We start from the raw sequence: 17,795 nt of genomic DNA, 5'->3' as shown, positions 1-17,795 counted from the left end.
CGGATGCGTGGTGCGTGTACGGGCGAGGGCGCTATTCCGCCGGCGCCGCGCCGTGGCGCGGCAGGCGCAGGGTGACCGACAGGCCGCCGAGCGCGCTGTCCCCCAGCGTCAGCGTGCCCGCCAGCGTGGCGACGGCCCGGCTGGCGATCGGCAGGCCAAGGCCGGCGCCGCCGCTGTCCTCGTGCCGTGCCGGTTCAAGCCGCCGGAACGGCAGCAACACCTCCGCCCGCCGGTCCGCCGGGATGCCGGGGCCGTCATCCTCGACGGTCAGCAGGATCGCCGCCGCGTCGGCCGTCAGCCTGACCCGGATGGTGGCGGCATGGGCGACGGCATTGTCGACGATATTGGCGAGCGCGCGTTTCAGCGCCAGCGGGCGCAATGTCGCGGCCAGCGCGTCCGGCCCCTGATAGGTGATCGCCGCGCCGGCATCGGCGGCGTCGTCGACGGCGGTCATCGCAATCGCCGCGACATCGACCAGCCGCGCCGCCTCCGCCCCGTCGCCGCGCATGAAGCTGACGATCGAGCCGACGAATTTTTCAAGCTCGGCAAGGTCGCGGTCGATCGCCCCGCGCGCATCCTTGTCCGCCAGCAGCGCCGCGCGCAGCCGCAGCCGCTGGATCGGCGTGCGCAGATCATGCGACACCGCGACCAGCGCCTGGGTATGTTCCGCCATGATGCTCAGCAGCCGGGCCTGCATGGCGGCAAAGGCGGTGGCGACGCGGCGCACCTCGCGCGGGCCTTCGATGACCATTGCCGGCGCGCTGCCCTGCCCGGTGGCGTCGGCGAGGGCGGCCAGCGCGCGCAGCGGCCGGACCAGCGCGCGGACCAGCAGCAGCCCCATGCCGAGCACCGCCGCGATCAGCAGCAGATGCAGGGCAAGGACCAGCGCGAAGGCGGGCGGGGCGTTGAGGAACGGGGTGACGCGGAAGGTGACGAAGCTGCCGTCGGCCAGGCGCAGCGCGCCGATCAGGTCGCGCTTGCCGCTCTTGGCGGAGGCGATCAGCACCAGCCGGATGTCGCGCCCGGCGAGCGCGGGGGCCATGCCGACCAGCCGGTGCTTCACCTGTTGCAACCGGGCGTGGGCCGCGCTCGAATCGGCGATGACGGTCGCCGGCACCCAGTTCAGCACAAGCCCGTCGAGCGACAGGTCGGCGGCGACGCGCGACCGCCGGTCCGGCCGGACATCCGCCACCACACGTTCGGCGACGACGATCTGCCCGGCGATGCGGCGGGTGCGCTCGGCGGAAAGCAGCTCCTTTTCCTGCCACAGGTTGATCAGCGAATTGCCGATGAATTCGACCGTCACCGCCGCGATCAGGATCAGCGCGATGCGGCCGGCCATGCCGGCGGGAAGCGACAGGCGGGGCATCAGCCGGCCTCCACGTCCACCGCCATCATATAGCCGACGCCGCGGATGGTGCGGATCATCGGCCGGCGGCCGCCTCTCCGGCCGTCGCCCATTTTTCGCCGCAGCCGGCTGATCAGCACGTCGACGCTGCGGTCCGAGGAATGGCTGAGGCGGCTGCGCGCCAGTTCGAGCAGCCGCTCACGGCCGATCATCCGCTGCGGATGGCGCAGCAGGGTGAGCAGCAGTTCGTGCTCCGCCCCGGTCAGTTCGACCTCGGCGCCCGACGACGCCAGCAATTCGCGCCGGCGGGGACGGTAGCGCCAGCCGCCGAAGGCGAAGTACTCCGGCGCCGGCACGTCGAGCGGCAGGTGCAGGTCTCCGCTCCGCCGCAATACCGCGCGGATGCGGGCCAGCACTTCGGGGCGCCCGAACGGCTTGGCGATGTAATCGTCGGCGCCGACATCCAGCCCGGCCACCCGGTCCGCTTCGCCGCCACGCGCGCTGATCATGATCACCGGCACCTTGCTGCGCGCACGGATTGCGCGACACAGCGACAGCCCGTCCATGCCCGGCATCATGATGTCGAGCAGGACCAGAGAGACCGCGCGCTCGGCCATGATCCGTTCAAGCTCTGCGGCGCTTTCCGCGCCGCTCGCGTCGTAGCCGACTTCCCGCAGGATCCGGGAGAGCAGCGTCCGTATCGCCGGATCGTCGTCGACGATGACGATATGGTCCGGTTGCTGCCACCCCGGCGGCAGCGCCGGTGACGGGGCCATGCCTCTTCCCCGGTCCGTCCCGATCCATTGTGACAAAGTGTTGCTCCCCCGCGTGATGTGCCGTTCCCGGTCGACTTCCAGGACAGCGATCGGCTAGGCGCCCCGTCGACCTGCTGTTGCTAATTAGTCTCAATATCTGGGGGGTTCAATGTCGGAAATGTCCATAGCGCTTCGCCGAGCCATGCTGGGTGGCGGCAGCCTTGTCGTCGCGGCGATGTGCGTGGCGCCCGCATCGGCCGCCGAAGCCGATGCCGCCGCGCCTGAGATTGTCGTCACCGCCGCCGGTTTCGAGCAGAAGGTGGAGCAGGCGCCGGCATCGATCAGCGTGATCGCGCGCGAGGAGATCGAGACGATCCGCGCGGTGTCGATCACCGAGATCATGGCCAATATCGAGGGCGTCGATGTCGGCGAATCCGTCGGCAAGTCTGGCGGATCGACGATCAACATCCGCGGTATGGGATCGGACCAGACGCTGATCCTGATCGACGGCCGGCGGCAGAACACCGCCGGCAGCGTGACCCCGAACGGCTTCGGCGAAACGGCGACGAGCTTCCTGCCCCCGGTGTCGGCGATCGAGCGGGTGGAGGTGGTGCGCGGCCCGGTGGCGACGCTCTACGGCTCCGACGCGATGGGCGGGGTGGTCAACATCATCACCCGCAAGGTCGGCGACCGCTGGGGCGGTTCCGCGACCGGGCATTACACGTTGCAGGGCGACGGCGATTTCGGCGCGATCTACGGCGGCAACCTGTACCTGAACGGGCCGCTTGTCCGCGACCTGCTGGGTGTCGCGCTGCGCGGTAGCTATTCCGAGCGCGAGCAGTCGAAGCTCCAGTATCTGAACCTGGCGGGCACGCCAGTGCCGGTCACCGGCTTCGGGCCGAGCCCGACCAAGAACAGGATATGGTCGGCCGGCGGGCGGCTGAGCCTGACGCCGCATGTCGACCACGACCTGTGGCTGGACGTCGAGTTCGGCGACCAGTGGTACGACAACTCCAGCGGCCAGATGGGGACGAACACCGTTGCCGGCGGCTATGCCGACGCGCTGGAGTTCAAGCGGCAGCAATATGTGCTGGCGCACAACTGGCGCCTGCCGTTCGGCGCGCTCGAGACGACGCTGTCGCGCAACGAGACCGAGACGATGGGCCGGCTGATCCCGGCGCTGGTGCCAATAAAGGGCGGACTGCCGCGCACGCTGGAGAGCACCAGCACCATCCTCGACACCAAATTGTCGTCGCGGATCGCCAACCACACCTTCACGATCGGCGGCCAGTACTGGGACGCGAAGATGGTCGACGGCGTCGCCAGCGCGCCGTTCACCTTCGAGCAGTGGGCGGTGTTCGCCGAGGACGAATGGCGGATCGCAGAGACACTCGCGCTGACCGTCGGCGGCCGCTACGACGACCATTCGACCTTCGGCAGCCATTTCAGCCCGCGCGGCTATCTGGTGTGGAACGCTACCGACAACTGGACGCTGAAGGGCGGGGTCAGCAGCGGCTACAAGGCGCCGCGGCTGGAGCAGCTTGCCCCCGGCATCAACGGCTTCGGCAGCCAGGGGCGGCTGCCGCTGATCGGTACGCCGACGCTGACGCCGGAAACCAGCGTGGCGACCGAACTGGCGATCTACTACGACAATCGCGACAATTTCCGCGCCAACCTGACCTTCTTCCGCAACGATTTCGACGACAAGATCTCGTCGAGCGACCAGCCTGTCGACAACTGCGCCTTCGGGGTGAGCGAAGCCGATTACCGCGCCGGCAATTATGCCAAGACGGGCTGCGTCGACGTCGGCTTCTACCCGACGACGGCGACGTTCGGGCAGTCGGTCAACATCGACAAGGCGCGGACGGAAGGCGTGGAATTCTCTTTCCGCTGGCAGCCGGTGCCGGTGGTGACCCTGTCGGGCAACTACACCTATACCGACAGCGAGCAGAAAAGCGGGCCGTCGAAGGGCGAGCCGCTGTCGAACACGCCCAGGCACATGCTGAACGGCCAGTTGCGCTGGGCGGCCAGCGAAGCGTTCAGCCTGTGGCTGCGCGGCGAGCATCGCAGCCGGCGCTATCGCACGCCGGACAGCGGATCCGCCAACGCCAAGGCATTGTACGGCGACTATCGGGCGTACAGCGTTTTCCACCTGGGCGGCGCGTACCAGATCGGCAAGGCAGTGACGATCAGCGCGACGGTCTACAACCTGTTCAACCGCAATTTCGTCGACTACCAACCGGCGACGGCGAGCAACGGCAACCCGACCTTCGTCAACCGCTACATCAACAACCAGGAGCCGCGCCGGCTGTGGCTGTCGGCGAAGGTCGACTTCTAGGACTGCCCGGAGGCGACGATGAGGCGCTGCACCGTTCCCCGCGATTGGTGGGGAACCCATACGCAGGGCCTTCGATTGGACGATGTTATGCCTTCTCGATCGCGATGTAATAAGCGCTGTTGATCGGACTGTTCAGCCGGCGGAGCTTGCCGCACCGCGTTTCGCGCACGCCGAAGTTCCACAGCCCGTGCTCATAGGTGAAGCCGACGATCTGCTTGTCGCGCGGGGCGCGGTAACGCAGCGCATATTCGGCCGATGTAGTCAGCGTGCCGATGTTGGGCAGCCCCTGCAACGCCACCGGCAGCGGCGTGATCTCGGTCAGCTTCGTCCGATTGACGTTCAGCGCGACGTTCCAGCAGATCCGGCCGCCCCACAGGTCGCTCTGCCCATCCAGAACGGCATCTCAGCCGGGATTTGGGGCTTAGTTCCTGCCGGGCGGCAGGGGCTCGCGCAGCAAATGATAGAGGCTCTTGACCCCTGAAAAATAGTTGCCGACCCGCAAATTCTCGTTCGCCGCATGCTGGTTGTTGTCGGAATTGACCAGCGGGATCAACAGAATGGGTATCCGCAGGCCATCGGCGAGCGGGCCGCTTGGCACGCCGCCGCCCATGATCGGAATTCTGATCGGCTCCGCGTTGAACGCCTTGCGCAGCGCTGCCTGCGCCCACAGGCCGACCGGCGCGTCGAGCGGGGTCATCAGCGCTTCCCCGCCCCGACTGCTGCCGGTTATCGCGGCGAGGCGGGGATAGGTGCGCCGCTCCTGCTCCGTCGGCGTCTCGCCGTCGATCAGGTGGTAGCCCTGTTGCTTGACCCATTCCCGAATGAGGCCCAGTTGCCGGGGCTGAGGCGTGCCGGGTACGGTGCGCATGTCGAACGACGCGGTGGCGAATGCCGGGATGATCGACCGGCCGCTGCCGGGTTCGCCGGCCTTGAGCGCAGTGACGTTCAATGTCGGATAGTTGAGCGTTTCCTGGTAATTGTCGCCGACCTTCTCGCTCTGTGCGATACCCAGCCGTTCCCGCAGCGCCGCTTCGTCTTCAGGAACAGCGGCCAGCACCTGCTTGAAAGCCGGTGTCATGTCGACCCCGTCATAGAATCCGGGGATCTGCACGCGGCCGTCGGCATCCTTCATCGATGCAAGGAGGTGGCCCAGGCCGAAGACGGGATTGGGCGCGTAGTTGCCGTAATGGCCGCTGTGCAGTTCGTACCGGCTGGCGAAGACGGTCAGGTCGAAGACGCTGCCGCCGCGGTTGCCGAAGACGATCGTGGGCTTGTTGCTGGGGTGCATCGGCCCGTCGAGCATGGCGACCGCATCGGCCTTCAGCCGATCGAGGTTGCGCGCAATGACGTCCTTGATCGTCGGTGGGCCGCCTTCCTCGCGCGGGTCGATAATGACCTTGATGTTGATCGCCGGTTGCTTTCCGGCGGTCTTCAGTGCGTCGACGGCCGCCATCAGCATCATGATCGGCGCCTTGTCGTCCGCCGACGAGCGCGCGAACACGCGCCATTCCGGGTTCGGCGACGCCTCGAACAGCCGGTCGAGGGACAGGGCGGCATATTTGCCGTCAGCGCCCTTTTCCTTCAGGATCGGGACGAACGGATCTGGCTGGTCCCAATCCTTGGCGAACACCGCTTGGCCGTCCATATGCGCGTAGAAAAGCACGGTTTTCTTCGCCTTCGATGCGCCGGGAACTTCGGCGAACACCCATGGGATGTCGCCGTCCGCCATCAGCTCGCTGCGCAGCCCGTGGCGTTTGAACGCGGCGACAAGCCAGTCGGCGTTGCGCCGCATGTCGGCGGCGGACTTTTCCCGGACGTTGGGGATGTGGAGGAATTCGACGAACTCGCGCAGGCTTTTCCCAGCCGCCTCCGTGATTGCACGGTCATCCGCCGGCGCAGCCAGCACCGGGCTTGCCACCAGCAAAGCAAGCGGAATCGAGAGGATGCGAAGGCGGAAGTGTCTGCTCACATTGCACTCCATCTGGCGAGAGGCGGGATATCGGGGGCGATCGCAATCGACGAAAAGCGAAATCACCTGTTCTTTCCGTGAAAGCGGCGGGGCTACGGTGCCGGAGCCGGGGGCGGGGCGGAATCGGAAGGCCGGCGCATCACGGTGGCGATGTACCGGGCAAGGGCGCTGGCGGCGTTCAGCATATGGGCCCGCATGTTCCGCGCCGCCTGTTCGCCGTCGCCCTGCGCGATGGCAGAGATGACCGCCTGATGTTCGGCGCGCGAATGGGCGATGCGATTGCTTTCGCGCAGCTGGGTGCGGCGGAACGCCGCCATCCGCAGGCGCGTGGCAAGAGCCTGCTCCGCAAGGAAGCTGTTATGGGTCGCGAGGTAGATCTTCTCGTGGAACTTGCGGTTGAAGGCGTCGTAGGCATCGACATCGCCCGCCGCGACCATGTCGGCGGACGCGTTATGCAGGTCGATCAACTCGCCGCGTTCGAGCGGGGTCATCCGGTAGGTGGCGAGCCGCACGCATGTCGCCTCGATCTCGGCCATCGCCTCGAACATATCCATGATCCGCTCGGGCGTGGTGCGCGCGACGATCACGCCCCGGCGCGGACGCGCCTCGACCAGCCCGCTGGCGGCCAATTCGCGCAGCGCCTCGCGAACCGGGGTGCGCGACGCGTTGAACCGCGCGGCCAGCAGGGTCTCGTCGAGCGCGCTGCCGGGCAGCAACTGGCCCGAGGCGATCTCGTCGGTCAGGGCATTGCGGATCTGGTCGGATAGCAGCATCCGTTCGTCGTTCATCGTCTTCGCGCGTCCCACCTGCGTTGCTTAGCCCATGATCGCGCGAACGCCGAGGAAGAATAGCGACGGCGCGACCAGGCAGCCAAGCCCGGTATGGAATGTCGCGGTCAACGCTCCATAGGGCACCAGCCGCCGGTCGGTGGCGGCAAGCCCGGCCGAAACGCCGCTCACCGTGCCCATCAGGCCGCCGAAGACCATCGCACTGCGCGGGTTGTTGAGGCCGATTGCCTTGGCGACGAACGGCGTGCCGATCATCACCAGGACCGCCTTGAACACGCCCGTCGCGATCGACAGCGCCATCACCGCGGAACTGGCGCCCAGCGCCGCCCCGGTCACCGGGCCGACGATGTAGGTCACCGCGCCGGCGCCGATCGTGGTCAGCGAGATCGCGTCCCGATAGCCGAATGCGTAGGCAACCAGCGCGCCGACGATGAACGGCAATATCGTGCCCAGCACCAGCGCGGTCGCGCCGATCGCGCCGGCCTGACGGGCGCGGACGACGTCGACCTCGAACGCGGTGGCGACGATTGCGAAGTCGCGCAGCATCGCGCCGCCCATGATGCCGATGCCCGACAGCATCGGAATGTCGCTCAATCCGTTCTTCCCGCCGGACCAGACGCCGCCGCCGAAAGCCAGCGCCAGGCCGATGATGATGGCTATGGCGGACCCGTGGATGCGGCCCAGCGTCAGATATCTGGACAGTGCGGCTGAAATCCACATGACGACGCCGACGAAGGCGAAGGCAGTCAGCAACGCGTTGGCGGCCAGGATATGTTCAAGCAGGGCGATGGCGTCGCTCATGCCGCCCCTCCTTCGGCCCGCGCCGCGTTCTGGCGTGCCTCGATCTCATCCATCGTTTCCGTGGCGCTGCTGAGGCGACCGATCAGCGCGACGGCGGCAAAGCAGGCAACGACCGTCAGGATCGCGGCGACAACCACCATCGGGCCGGATTCCACCGCCGCGACGACATTCTGGTTGGCCGCCATCGCGACGACGATCGGGATGTACATCGCCCCCCAGAAGCCGACGCCGGACTCGACACCGACACTGAGCGCGCCGCGTCGCGCCAGCCACAGCCGCGCGGCAATCAGCAGCATCATCGCGATGCCGACGCCGCCGACATTGGCCTTCACGCCAAGCCAGGCGCCGAGCAGGTCGCCCAGGAAGCCGCCGATGAGGGTGCAGATCGCGAGCAGCGCGACGCCGGAGATCGTCATCGCGCCGCGTCTTTATCGCCGGCTGCCGGAAGTGGGGGCGAGGGAGGATCCAACCAACGCAGAATGTGCATGAAAATCCTCTCTTGCATGTTGATTGGTCTATTTCTCTATTATTCGTACGCAAAAATTGGATTATAAACAAGTATTGTGTATCAAAGTCGCATTAGGAGAGTGTCGTGCACATTGGTGGCCGCAATGCCGCGCTTGACCGCGTACGCCGCGCCGCGCCGCGTCGTCTGGACGTGCGGGAGGATCTGCGTTCCTGGGTTGAGCGTTTCTGGCAATCGGTCGCGCAACGGGGGCGTAGCCTGGTGGCGTGGCCGGCGGCGACGATGGATGCGTCCGCGCGCGCCGAGGCGCTGGCCCGCGCGCTGCTGTCGACGCGCGGAGAGGCATCCGGCGCGGCGATTTCGCAGGAACTGCTTGCGGTCGTGGCCGGCCTGTCACCGGACCAGGTACGACGCTTCCTGATCTTTCTTGCGGAACAGTTCCAGGTCGATGGAGCCACGCTGGCTGATGCGGCGCGAGGCTATCTGGACAGTCCAGACTGGGCAGCGGCCGTGCGCCTCGCCGACGCCGCTGAACCCCCGCGACAGGAACTGCTCCGCCGAATGAACATGGGGGCGGGCGGAACACGGATGCTGGTCACGCTGCGCGAAAATATCCCGGCATTGATGGCGGAGGCGCCGGTTCTCGCAGCGCTGGACGCGGACCTGCGCCACCTGTTCTCTTCATGGTTCAACAGGGGATTCCTGGAGCTTCGTCAGATCGACTGGCAAACTCCGGCCGCAATCCTGGAAAAGCTGATCGCCTATGAGGCGGTGCATGAGATTCAGGGGTGGGACGATCTGCGCCGCCGTCTGGCGCCCGATCGCCGCTGCTTCGCCTTCTTTCACCCGGCGCTGCCGGATGAACCGCTGATCTTCGTTGAGGTGGCGCTGGTCGCCGGGCTGGCCCAGTCTGTCGGCCCGCTGCTGGCCTGCGATACGGATGAGGCGGCACAGCGCCGGAATGCGGCGGGCGCGGACAGCGCGATCTTCTATTCCATCTCGAGCTGCCAGAACGGCTTGCGGGGCATCTCGTTCGGCAATTTCCTGATCAAGCAGGTGGTGGAGATATTGCGGCTTGAGCTGCCGCACATCCGGAATTTCTCCACGCTTTCCCCCGTGCCGGGGTTTCGCCGCTGGCTCGACAAGCAGCTTGCGGACGGCACGCTGCCGCAAGAGATGGTGTCGCCGCGGGCCGGCGTGGAATTGCGCGGTATCGCCGGGGATGCGGCCGCCCTGCGCGCGGCGCTCGCGGTCGATGGCTGGGAACGGGATCCGCACGTCAGCGAACAACTGAAACCGCTGCTTCTGAAGCTTTGTGCGCTCTACCTGACGATGCCGGCCGACAAGGACCGGCGCCGGTTCGACCCGGTCGCCCGGTTCCACCTCGGCAACGGTGCCCGGCTGGAGCGGATCAACTGGATGGGCAATCCCGGCGCTCGGGGGATGCGGGAATCCTGGGGCATCATGGTCAACTACCTGTATGATCCCGCCAGGATCGAGGCCAATCACGAGCGTTTTTCACTGGCCGGGGAAGTCGCGCGGTCCCGGGAGATCGACCGGCTTGTCGATCCCGGTGCGCCGCCGCTTCCCGGGAAACGAAAGCGGGCGGCCTGATATACGCTATTGCCGTTCCGTTCCTCACCTGTGCCGTTACACAAAAAAGGGTCTCGCCAATGTCCAATCTCTACAACCGGCTCAGCGCCTGCTTTCCTGCTGACGCAACGCGGCCGTTCGCGTACCTGCCGGACGGAACGGTGGTTAGTTATGCCGATGTCGAGGAACGGTCGGCCGCCTATGCCAACGTTCTGCGGGATTTGGGGGTGGGGATCGGCGACCGCGTCGCCATCCAGGCCGAGAAGAGCGTCGACATGCTGCTGTTCTACCTCGGCTGCCTGCGTGCCGGGGCTATCTTCCTTCCGCTCAACACCGCCTACACGGCCGGCGAGATCGACTATTTCCTGCGCGATGCGGAACCGGCGCTGTTCGTCTGCAGCGCGCCGCAGCTTGACGCGAGCCTCCGCACCGCCGGCGCCGCCAATGTCGCGCGGGTCGAGACGCTGGACGACGGCGGCGAAGGCTCGCTCACCGTTGCCGCGCGCCGGGCATCGGCCCGGTTCGACACGGTCGCGCGCGCCGGGCAGGATCTGGCGGCCATCCTCTACACGTCCGGAACCACCGGCCGCTCGAAAGGCGCGATGCTGACACACGACAATCTGGCGTCCAACTGCTTCACGCTGAAGGACGCGTGGCGGTTCTCGGCCGACGACGTGCTGCTGCACGCGCTGCCGATCTTTCACACCCACGGCCTGTTCGTCGCCACCAACGTCACGCTCGCGTCCGGTGCGGCGATGATCCTGCTGCCGCGCTTCAGCAACGATGCGGTGGTCGATGCGCTGCCGCGCGCGACGGTGATGATGGGGGTGCCGACCTTCTACATCCGCCTGCTCGACGACCCGCGCTTCAACCGCGATCTGGTCGCGCACATGCGGCTGTTCGTTTCCGGTTCGGCGCCGCTGTCGGCGGATATCCACCGCAGCTTCCGGGAACGCAGCGGGCACGCCATCCTCGAACGATACGGCATGACCGAGACGAACATGAACACGTCAAACCCCTATGACGGCGACAGGATCGCCGGCACCGTCGGCCTGCCGTTGCCCGGCGTGTCGGTGCGCGTGGTCGATGCCGAGACCGGCGCGCCGATGCCGGCCGGTGAAGTCGGGATGATCGAGATCGCCGGCCCCAACGTCTTTTCCGGCTATTGGCGGATGCCGGAAAAGACGGCGGCGGAATTCCATGACGGCTATTTCGTCTCCGGCGACCTCGGCATGATCGACGCGCGCGGCTATGTCTCCATCGTCGGGCGGGGCAAGGATCTGATCATCTGCGGCGGCTACAACGTCTATCCGGCGGAGGTGGAAACAGCGCTGGACGAACTGCCGGAGGTGCTGGAATCCGCGGTGATCGGCGTGCCCCACCCGGATATGGGCGAAGGCGTGGTCGCGGTGGTCGTGCCCAAGGAAGCCGGCTTCTCGGACGAGGACCGGCTGCTCCGCGCGCTAAGCGAGCGCCTGGCCCGCTTCAAGCAGCCGCGCAGGATCGTCTTCGTGCCCGCTTTGCCCAAAAACGGCATGGGCAAGGTGCAAAAGACCATCCTGCGTGATGAACATGCGAAAAGCTTCGTCGCGTGACGGCGCGCTGGCTCAGGGCGTGACCTGGGCGGCGGCGGTCGGCGTCAGGCTGCCGCCCCTGACCAGCACGACCTGAAGCAGCACGTCGCCGTCGCGGGCGGCTGCCCAGTGCTCGCCGCCACCGGCGGGCAGGACGACGACGGTGCCGGGGCCGAGGCGGCGCTCCGCCGCCGGGTCGACCGTGTTGCCGTCGCCCCAGGTCAGCGTGCCCGAAACGACGGTCAACAGGCGGATCGGGCCGCCGCCGCCGTGCGGCGGCAGGAACTGGCCGTTGCCGATGCGGAGCAACAGGCTGAGCGGCTGGCCGTCCTTGTCGAGCGCAAGGATCGTGCGGCGGGCGACGTCGTGGACGATTTCGTAGCCGAGCTTGTCGATGTCGAGCGTCGTCGACCCGCCGGTGGCGGCGGACGCGGCGGCGGGGGCCGCCAGCGCGGTGGCGGCGACGAGGAGCAGGGTGGGCTGGTGCATGGCTGGTCCTTTCTTGGGGGTCAGAAGCTGAGGCGGATGCCGCCGCCGAAGGCGCGGCCGTCTCCCGGCAGGAAGGCGGCCTGATCGGGCCGGGCCTGATCGACGATCAGGGTCGAGGCGGCGTAGCGCTTGTCGAACAGGTTGGTGATTTCGGCGAAGACGGTGGCGCCGTCGCCCAGCCGGTATTCGCCGCGCAGGTCGGCGACGGCGTAGGCAGGGTTGTAAAGCGTGCCGAGATTGTCGACCGGGGTCTTCGTCGGCACCCAGCGCACGGCGGCCTGCGCGGTAAGGCTGTCGACCGGCCGCCAGTCGAGGCTGGCCTGCAGCCAGTGGCGCGGGGCGCCTGCCAGCCGGTTGTCGCCGCGCAGCGGATCATGCCGGAAGCGGAAATCCTGCCACGTATAGGCGATCCGGCCGCTGAGCGTCGGCAGGAGTTGAGCACTGAGTCCAAGCTCGACGCCGAGATGGCGGGTGCGCGGCGCGTTGGCGGCGCCGAGCGAGGTGCCGGATTCGTCGCGCAGGCTGAGCAGCTCGTTGCGGACCCACGAATAGTAGGCGACGGCGTCCCACGAAAAGCCGCCGGACCGGCCGCGCCAGCCAGCCTCGGCGGTGGTCGCGCGCTGCGCCTTCAGCGCCGGCGTGACGAAGGCAGCGGCGGGGACGGCGGGGTTGGCCGGGTTCGGCCGCCCGGCACTGCTGTTCGGCGTGCCGTTGACGGTCGCCAGCAGGTCGTCATGGGTTGGCGGCTCGAAGCTGCGGCTGACGGCGACGAACAGCGTCTGGTCGCCCGACGGCTGCCAGGCGATGCCGAGCGCCGGGCTCCACCCCTCATAGGCGCGCGCGTAGCTGGTGCTGACCGCCGGCACCGCGCCGCCGGGCAGTGCCATTCCGGGGTTGGCCGGGCTGTAGGCGGCGGTCGGCCGGGTCGCCGCGCCGAAGCGGTCGGCGTTGTCGCGGGTGGCGCGCGACCAGGACAACGATGGCGACAGGGTAAGGTCCGTGCCGAGCGGGATGTTCAGCCCGGCGTTCAGCGCCAGCGTATCCGCCTTCAGCCGGCTGCGCCCGAACAGCGCGCCGCGCTTGCCGGCGAGGTTCAGGTAATTGTCCCGGTCGGCGGTGCCGGCCACATATTGGGCGGTCGCCTCGAACAGCGGCAGCGCGCGGCTGGCGTCCGGCTTGTAGGCATAGCGGGCGACCAGCGTCACGTCGTCGCCGTCGGTGTCGCGCACGCCGGCGGACATCGGAAAGCGGAACATGTCGTCGGTCGCTGCATAGCCGAAGGCGAGGTCGACGACATGGGCGCCGAACGCGCCGGTCGCGCGGGCGCCGGCCTGGAACTGCGTCGCTTCCCGCCGGGGCCTGTCCCGCACGACATTGGGGCCGGGGTTGATCGCGCCGGCCGGCGTCACCGTCGGGCCGGTGAACACCGCGCGCGGGTTGCTTTTCAGCAGCGCCATGGTCAGCGGCCCGGACACGTCGAAGCCGAGGTCGGCATAGCTGGCGAACAGCCGCACGGTCACCGCGTCGGTCAGCCGCACGCCGACATTGCCGCCGACGCCGACGCGGCGCGAATCGTTGTAGGTCCGGTATCCGTCGCGGCGGGTGAAGTCGCCGCGCAGCAACATGTCGGAACGTTCGTCGGCGAAGCCAACCCGCGCGCTGGCGCCGAACTGGCCGAAGCTGCCGCCGCTCGCGGCCAGGGCGACGCCGGGGCTGGTGCGGCCGTCCGGCGACACCAGATTGAGTGCCCCGCCCAGCACGGTCGCGCCCAGCCGGTTGGCCATGTAGCCGCGATAGACCTCGATCGCCTGCGCCTCTCCGGGATTGGCGAAGCCGACAATATAGGAGCCGTCGGCGCGGTTGAGCGGCAGGCCGTTGCGCAGCATCAGTGCGCCGCGTTCGACCGGATTCTGCTGCAGGCCGGAACCGCGCATCTGGATACGCGGCTGATCGTTGCCGCCGAAGAAATCCTGCACCACCACGCCAGGCACGGCGGCGAGCGCGCGCGCCATGGTCAGGTTGGTGCTGGCCGGCAGCGCGTCGGCTGACAGGATGGCGGTCGCCCCGGCCGCGGCGTCGAGCCGGGTAACAACCGGGCTGTGCGGCGCGACGACGACGATCTCGCCCGCCGCGCCCGGCGACGCCGACTGGGCGAGGGCGCCGCCGGGAACCAGCGCCGCCGCCAGCGCCGAAACGCCAAGCGCCGCCGACAGGCGGGCGGCGGCGGGTGACGACGAATGAGACAGGCGGCATCGGCAGGAAGGGGGCATATCACATCTTTGCTATTGCGAGTTACTCGCATATAAGATGTATCCATGATGACGGTTTTGCGCTGGCGCAACATGCCGGCCGATTGTCGCGAGGGCGGACGAGCGGGGAAAGCCGATGGACTATCGCGGATGGGAGCGAATGGCGGCGCTGCGCGAGCGGCTGGACGGATTCGAGCTGCTGCGCTCTCTGTCCCCCGAAGCGCTCGACGCGGTGCGCGCCGCGATGCGGGTTGAGCGGGTGGCCAAGGGCAAGGTGATTTGCGCGCAGGGCGAGGTGGTGGAGCGCGCCTATGCGCTGGGTGCCGGCAGCGTGCGGATCGTCCAGACCGGCAGTGACGGGGGGGAAGCGATTGTCCGCTTCATCGGCCCCGGCGAGATGTTCGGCGCGGCGCCGCTGTTCACCGACCGGCGCTTTCCGGCCGACGCGATCACCGTCGAGGCGTCGACCGTGTTCAGCTGGAGCGGCAGCGATCTGCTGGCGCTGATGGCGCGGCACGGTGCGATTTCAACCAACATGATCCGCATCCTCGGTACCCGGATCGCACAGCTTCAGGAACGGGTGCGAGAACTGACGACGCTACGTGCCGAGCCGCGCCTGGCCCAGGCTATTCTGCGCCTCGCCGCCCAGGCGGGACGGGACGGACCGTGCGGCACGACGATCGAGATGCCGCTGCGGCGCAAGGATGTCGCGGCGTTCGCCGGCATCACCCTCTACACTGCCAGCCGGCTACTTTCCGCCTGGCAGAAGGCCGGCTTCCTCGCCAGCCGGCACGGGCGGCTCACCCTGTGCGACATACGGCGGATCCGCGATATGGCCGAGGGTACGCAAGGACCGCGGCCCTGCCCGGCGGCGCCGGCGAAATAGCCCTTTCCGTCCGGCTGGTCGGTTGCCGGTGCAGGTGCCGCGCCGGCAACCGCTGTGGTGGGTTCACCAGTTCACGCTTGCGCGCGCGTAGAGGAAGCGGCCGTTGAAGCCGAATGGCGAGTAGAAGGGGAAGGCGGTCACGCCGGTCGAGTTGAGCGACGCAGGCACCTGGCGCGGATAGGTGTCGAACAGGTTGTCCGCGCCGATCGCCAGCGTCACCCGGTCGGCGATGGTGTAGCGCGCCTCCAGGTCGGCGATCACCTTCTTGCCGGTGTGCAGGTCCGCGCTGCCGTCGGCCAGGGTGCCCGGCTGGTTGACGTCGCCATAGTAGGTGGTGCGCGCGGTCAGCCCGAGATCGCCGAGCGACCAGTCGACCGAGCCGACGACCTTGGTGCGCGGCGTGCCCTGCTCAATGGTCAGGATGCGCTGGCGGTTGAACAGGGTCGGCGCCGGGTTCAGTGTCGACGTCGTCGTCGGCACCTTCTTGACCGCGATGTCGCTGACATTGGCGGCGAGGGTGAAATCGAACGTGCCGGCGGCAACCGTCGGCTGGCGGTAGCGCGCGACGACATCGACGCCCTTGGTCCGCGTGGTGACGCCGTTGATGAAGAAGCGCGCCGCCTGCACGCCGAACGGCGCGAGGATGTCGGCGACATCCTGGCTGAAGCTTGTTTGGATATTCTCCGACAGAGCGAGCTGGTCGCGGATGCGGATGTGATAGCCATCGACGGTCAGCTCGAACCCGCCGGAACGGACGACGAAGCCGAGCGAATAGTTGGTCGACTTTTCAGGATCGAGCGCCTGCCCGCCAAGCGCCGCCGCGATCGGGCTGGTCGCCGGGTAGGTGCCGGTTTCCAGCAGGTTGCCGTTCGAAATGACCGACGCCGTCGAGGTGAAGAAGCTCTGCTGGAGCGACGGCGCGCGGAACCCGGTGGACACCGCGCCGCGCAGCGCGAACCAGTCGGTCGCATCGTAACGGCCGGACAGCTTGGCCGTCGCCGTTTCGCCGAAGTCGGAATAGCGTTCGCCGCGGACCGCGGCGGCGACGGTCAGCCGATCGTTGAACTTCGCCTCGATGTCCAGATAGGCGGACAGGTTGTCGCGGTGAACGTCGACCTCGTTCGCCGGCTGGAAGCCGATGAAGCCCTGGGCGCCGCCGGCGAGGGCGGTGTTGCCGCCGAGCGGGCCGCGATCGTAGGACTCGTGCTGGCCAGCGACGATCTCATAGCCCTCTCGACGATATTCGACGCCGGCGGCGACGGTCAGCGTGCCTTCGCCCAGTCCATATTCGCGGTTGAGGTCCAGCCCGGTGATGAACTGGTTGTAGATCAGCGATCCGTCGTCGAACACGGTCGGCGAAGCCGCGCCGTAGGTCGCGTTGATCGAGTTGAGCGTGCTGAAATCCAGCCGGTTGCGGCCGTAACTGACGTTCAGGTCGAGATTCCACGCGCCGAGGTCGCCGCGCACGCCGGCCGCCAGCGTCAGGTCCTTCGACTTGACGCCGATCAGCGGCAGGAAGCCGTCCGGATAGACGGAGGCGACGTTGTTGGCGTTGCTCGGCACGCGCGGGAAGGCGGCGCTGACGCTGTCGCGATGCTGGTAACCGCCCCAGCCGTAGAGCTGCCAGTCGTCGCCCAGCGGCACGCCGGCATTGGCATAGAGCGTGTACTGCTCGACATCCGGATCGCCGAAGCGCGAGCGGAGCTTGGCTGGGGTGGCGCGGGGGTCCAGATCACCACGGCTGGTCGGGTTGCGGTTCAGATATTCGGCGGAGAGCGTCAGGAAGCCGTCCTGGCCCAGCGCCAGCCCTTGCCAGCCGGAAATGGTGAAGGTTTCGCCGTCATGCGCGTTGCGCGATCCACGCGCCGCGTCGACGGTGGTGCGGTATTGACCGATGCTGGCGTTGAGCCCGCCGCCGGACCGCGCCTCGCGCAGGCGCAGGTTGATGACGCCGGCGATCGCGTCCGACCCGTATTGCGCCGACGCGCCGTCGCGCAGCACCTCGATCCGGTCGAGGGCGACGCCGGGGATGGTGTTCAGGTCGACGGCGGACGAGCCGCGCCCGACCGATCCGTTGACGTTGACCAGTGCCGACGAATGGCCGCGGACATTATTGATCAGCACCAGCGTCTGGTCCGGCGACAGGCCGCGTAGCGTGGCGGGGCGGACGGAATCGGTGCCGTCGACCACGGCGGCGCGCGGGAAATCGATCGACGGGGTGACACTGGACAGCGCCTCCGCCACTTCGGTCGTGCCCTGCTGGCGCAGCGTGTTGGCGGTCAGCACGTCCACCGGCGAGACGGAATCGAGCCGGGTGCGACCGGCGGCGCGGGTGCCGGTGACGACGATCACGTCATCGCCGCTGCTGGCGCCCGGCTGGCCGCCGGGCTGCTGCGCGTGAGCGATGCCCGGCGTCACCAGAACCAGCGCGGCCGAGGCGGCGAGACGGATTTTCGGGTGGATCGGCATGGTCGTCTTACTCCCTGATGCGGACTGCTCGGTCTGGCGGGCGCGCGGCTGCGCGCCGGTCCGGCTTTGA

General features: G+C 68.0%; 14 protein-coding genes. 4 read left to right on the top strand and 10 right to left on the bottom strand.

Annotated features, from left to right (window positions below):
• Positions 1–31: 31 nt before the first annotated feature.
• Complete coding sequence (locus E4A53_RS10595; protein ID WP_136163081.1) at positions 32–1,369, bottom strand: ATP-binding protein; 1,338 nt, start codon at positions 1,367–1,369, stop codon at positions 32–34.
• Positions 1,369–2,124, bottom strand: coding sequence for a response regulator transcription factor (locus E4A53_RS10590; RefSeq protein WP_136163080.1), 756 nt, complete (start codon positions 2,122–2,124; stop codon positions 1,369–1,371). The genes E4A53_RS10595 and E4A53_RS10590 overlap by 1 nt, the downstream gene beginning before the upstream one ends.
• Positions 2,125–2,305: 181 nt before the next feature.
• On the opposite strand from E4A53_RS10590, the gene E4A53_RS10585 reads away from it, so the two are divergent.
• A complete protein-coding gene (locus E4A53_RS10585) occupies positions 2,306–4,441 on the top strand; it encodes a TonB-dependent receptor domain-containing protein (protein ID WP_239018260.1) in 2,136 nt (711 codons plus the stop codon).
• Positions 4,442–4,526: 85 nt separating this feature from the next.
• Here E4A53_RS10585 and E4A53_RS10580 read toward each other — a convergent pair whose 3' ends face one another.
• The 5 genes from E4A53_RS10580 to madL form a co-directional block, all read right to left on the bottom strand.
• Complete coding sequence (locus E4A53_RS10580; protein WP_136163078.1) at positions 4,527–4,739, bottom strand: hypothetical protein; 213 nt, start codon at positions 4,737–4,739, stop codon at positions 4,527–4,529.
• A gap of 123 nt (positions 4,740–4,862) precedes the next feature.
• Positions 4,863–6,410, bottom strand: a complete 1,548-nt coding sequence (locus E4A53_RS10575; RefSeq protein WP_136163077.1) for a M20/M25/M40 family metallo-hydrolase — start codon at positions 6,408–6,410, stop codon at positions 4,863–4,865.
• A 92-nt stretch (positions 6,411–6,502) separates the two neighbouring features.
• Positions 6,503–7,216: a GntR family transcriptional regulator gene (locus E4A53_RS10570; protein ID WP_239018259.1), complete on the bottom strand. Its 714-nt coding sequence runs from the start codon at positions 7,214–7,216 to the stop codon at positions 6,503–6,505.
• Positions 7,217–7,225: 9 nt separating this feature from the next.
• Positions 7,226–7,999 carry a malonate transporter subunit MadM gene (madM, locus tag E4A53_RS10565; RefSeq protein WP_168694365.1) on the bottom strand — a complete coding sequence of 258 codons (774 nt, stop codon included), beginning with the start codon at positions 7,997–7,999 and terminating at the stop codon, positions 7,226–7,228.
• Positions 7,996–8,415: a malonate transporter subunit MadL gene (gene madL, locus E4A53_RS10560; protein WP_136163076.1), complete on the bottom strand. Its 420-nt coding sequence runs from the start codon at positions 8,413–8,415 to the stop codon at positions 7,996–7,998. Before madL ends, madM begins: the two co-directional genes overlap by 4 nt.
• A 176-nt stretch (positions 8,416–8,591) precedes the next feature.
• Here madL and E4A53_RS10555 point away from each other — a divergent pair, with 176 nt between their 5' ends.
• Together E4A53_RS10555 and E4A53_RS10550 are read left to right on the top strand one after the other, a co-directional pair.
• Complete coding sequence (locus E4A53_RS10555; RefSeq protein ID WP_206366305.1) at positions 8,592–10,079, top strand: malonyl-CoA decarboxylase domain-containing protein; 1,488 nt, start codon at positions 8,592–8,594, stop codon at positions 10,077–10,079.
• A gap of 59 nt (positions 10,080–10,138) precedes the next feature.
• Positions 10,139–11,653: a malonate--CoA ligase gene (locus E4A53_RS10550; protein WP_136163075.1), complete on the top strand. Its 1,515-nt coding sequence runs from the start codon at positions 10,139–10,141 to the stop codon at positions 11,651–11,653.
• Between the two features lie 12 nt (positions 11,654–11,665).
• Here E4A53_RS10550 and E4A53_RS10545 read toward each other — a convergent pair whose 3' ends face one another.
• Positions 11,666–12,121, bottom strand: coding sequence for a cupin domain-containing protein (locus E4A53_RS10545; RefSeq protein ID WP_136163074.1), 456 nt, complete (start codon positions 12,119–12,121; stop codon positions 11,666–11,668).
• A 20-nt stretch (positions 12,122–12,141) separates the two neighbouring features.
• Positions 12,142–14,391, bottom strand: a complete 2,250-nt coding sequence (locus E4A53_RS10540; RefSeq protein WP_136163073.1) for a TonB-dependent receptor family protein — start codon at positions 14,389–14,391, stop codon at positions 12,142–12,144.
• Between the two features lie 115 nt (positions 14,392–14,506).
• Between E4A53_RS10540 and E4A53_RS10535 the strand changes: the two genes are divergently transcribed.
• Positions 14,507–15,256, top strand: coding sequence for a Crp/Fnr family transcriptional regulator (locus E4A53_RS10535; RefSeq protein WP_239018258.1), 750 nt, complete (start codon positions 14,507–14,509; stop codon positions 15,254–15,256).
• Between the two features lie 63 nt (positions 15,257–15,319).
• Here the strand turns inward: E4A53_RS10535 and E4A53_RS10530 are convergent, their stop codons facing one another.
• Complete coding sequence (locus tag E4A53_RS10530) at positions 15,320–17,725, bottom strand: TonB-dependent receptor plug domain-containing protein (RefSeq protein ID WP_136163072.1); 2,406 nt, start codon at positions 17,723–17,725, stop codon at positions 15,320–15,322.
• Positions 17,726–17,795 lie beyond the last annotated feature (70 nt).

The sequence above is a fragment of the Sphingomonas flavalba genome (assembly GCF_004796535.1).
GTDB lineage: Bacteria > Pseudomonadota > Alphaproteobacteria > Sphingomonadales > Sphingomonadaceae > Sphingomonas_L > Sphingomonas_L flavalba.
Note: the sequence above shows the minus strand (reverse complement) of the source record. Positions and strands in the feature narration are given on the sequence as shown.

Coding starts and splice junctions, on each gene's coding strand:
- E4A53_RS10595 (WP_136163081.1), bottom strand. CDS start 1,369: ATGCCCCGCCTGTCGCTTCCCGCCGGCATGGCCGGCCGCATCGCGCTG.
- E4A53_RS10590 (WP_136163080.1), bottom strand. CDS start 2,124: ATGGCCCCGTCACCGGCGCTGCCGCCGGGGTGGCAGCAACCGGACCAT.
- E4A53_RS10585 (WP_239018260.1), top strand. CDS start 2,306: ATGCTGGGTGGCGGCAGCCTTGTCGTCGCGGCGATGTGCGTGGCGCCC.
- madM (WP_168694365.1), bottom strand. CDS start 7,999: ATGAGCGACGCCATCGCCCTGCTTGAACATATCCTGGCCGCCAACGCG.
- madL (WP_136163076.1), bottom strand. CDS start 8,415: ATGACGATCTCCGGCGTCGCGCTGCTCGCGATCTGCACCCTCATCGGC.
- E4A53_RS10550 (WP_136163075.1), top strand. CDS start 10,139: ATGTCCAATCTCTACAACCGGCTCAGCGCCTGCTTTCCTGCTGACGCA.
- E4A53_RS10545 (WP_136163074.1), bottom strand. CDS start 12,121: ATGCACCAGCCCACCCTGCTCCTCGTCGCCGCCACCGCGCTGGCGGCC.
- E4A53_RS10540 (WP_136163073.1), bottom strand. CDS start 14,391: ATGCCCCCTTCCTGCCGATGCCGCCTGTCTCATTCGTCGTCACCCGCC.
- E4A53_RS10535 (WP_239018258.1), top strand. CDS start 14,507: ATGGACTATCGCGGATGGGAGCGAATGGCGGCGCTGCGCGAGCGGCTG.
- E4A53_RS10530 (WP_136163072.1), bottom strand. CDS start 17,725: ATGCCGATCCACCCGAAAATCCGTCTCGCCGCCTCGGCCGCGCTGGTT.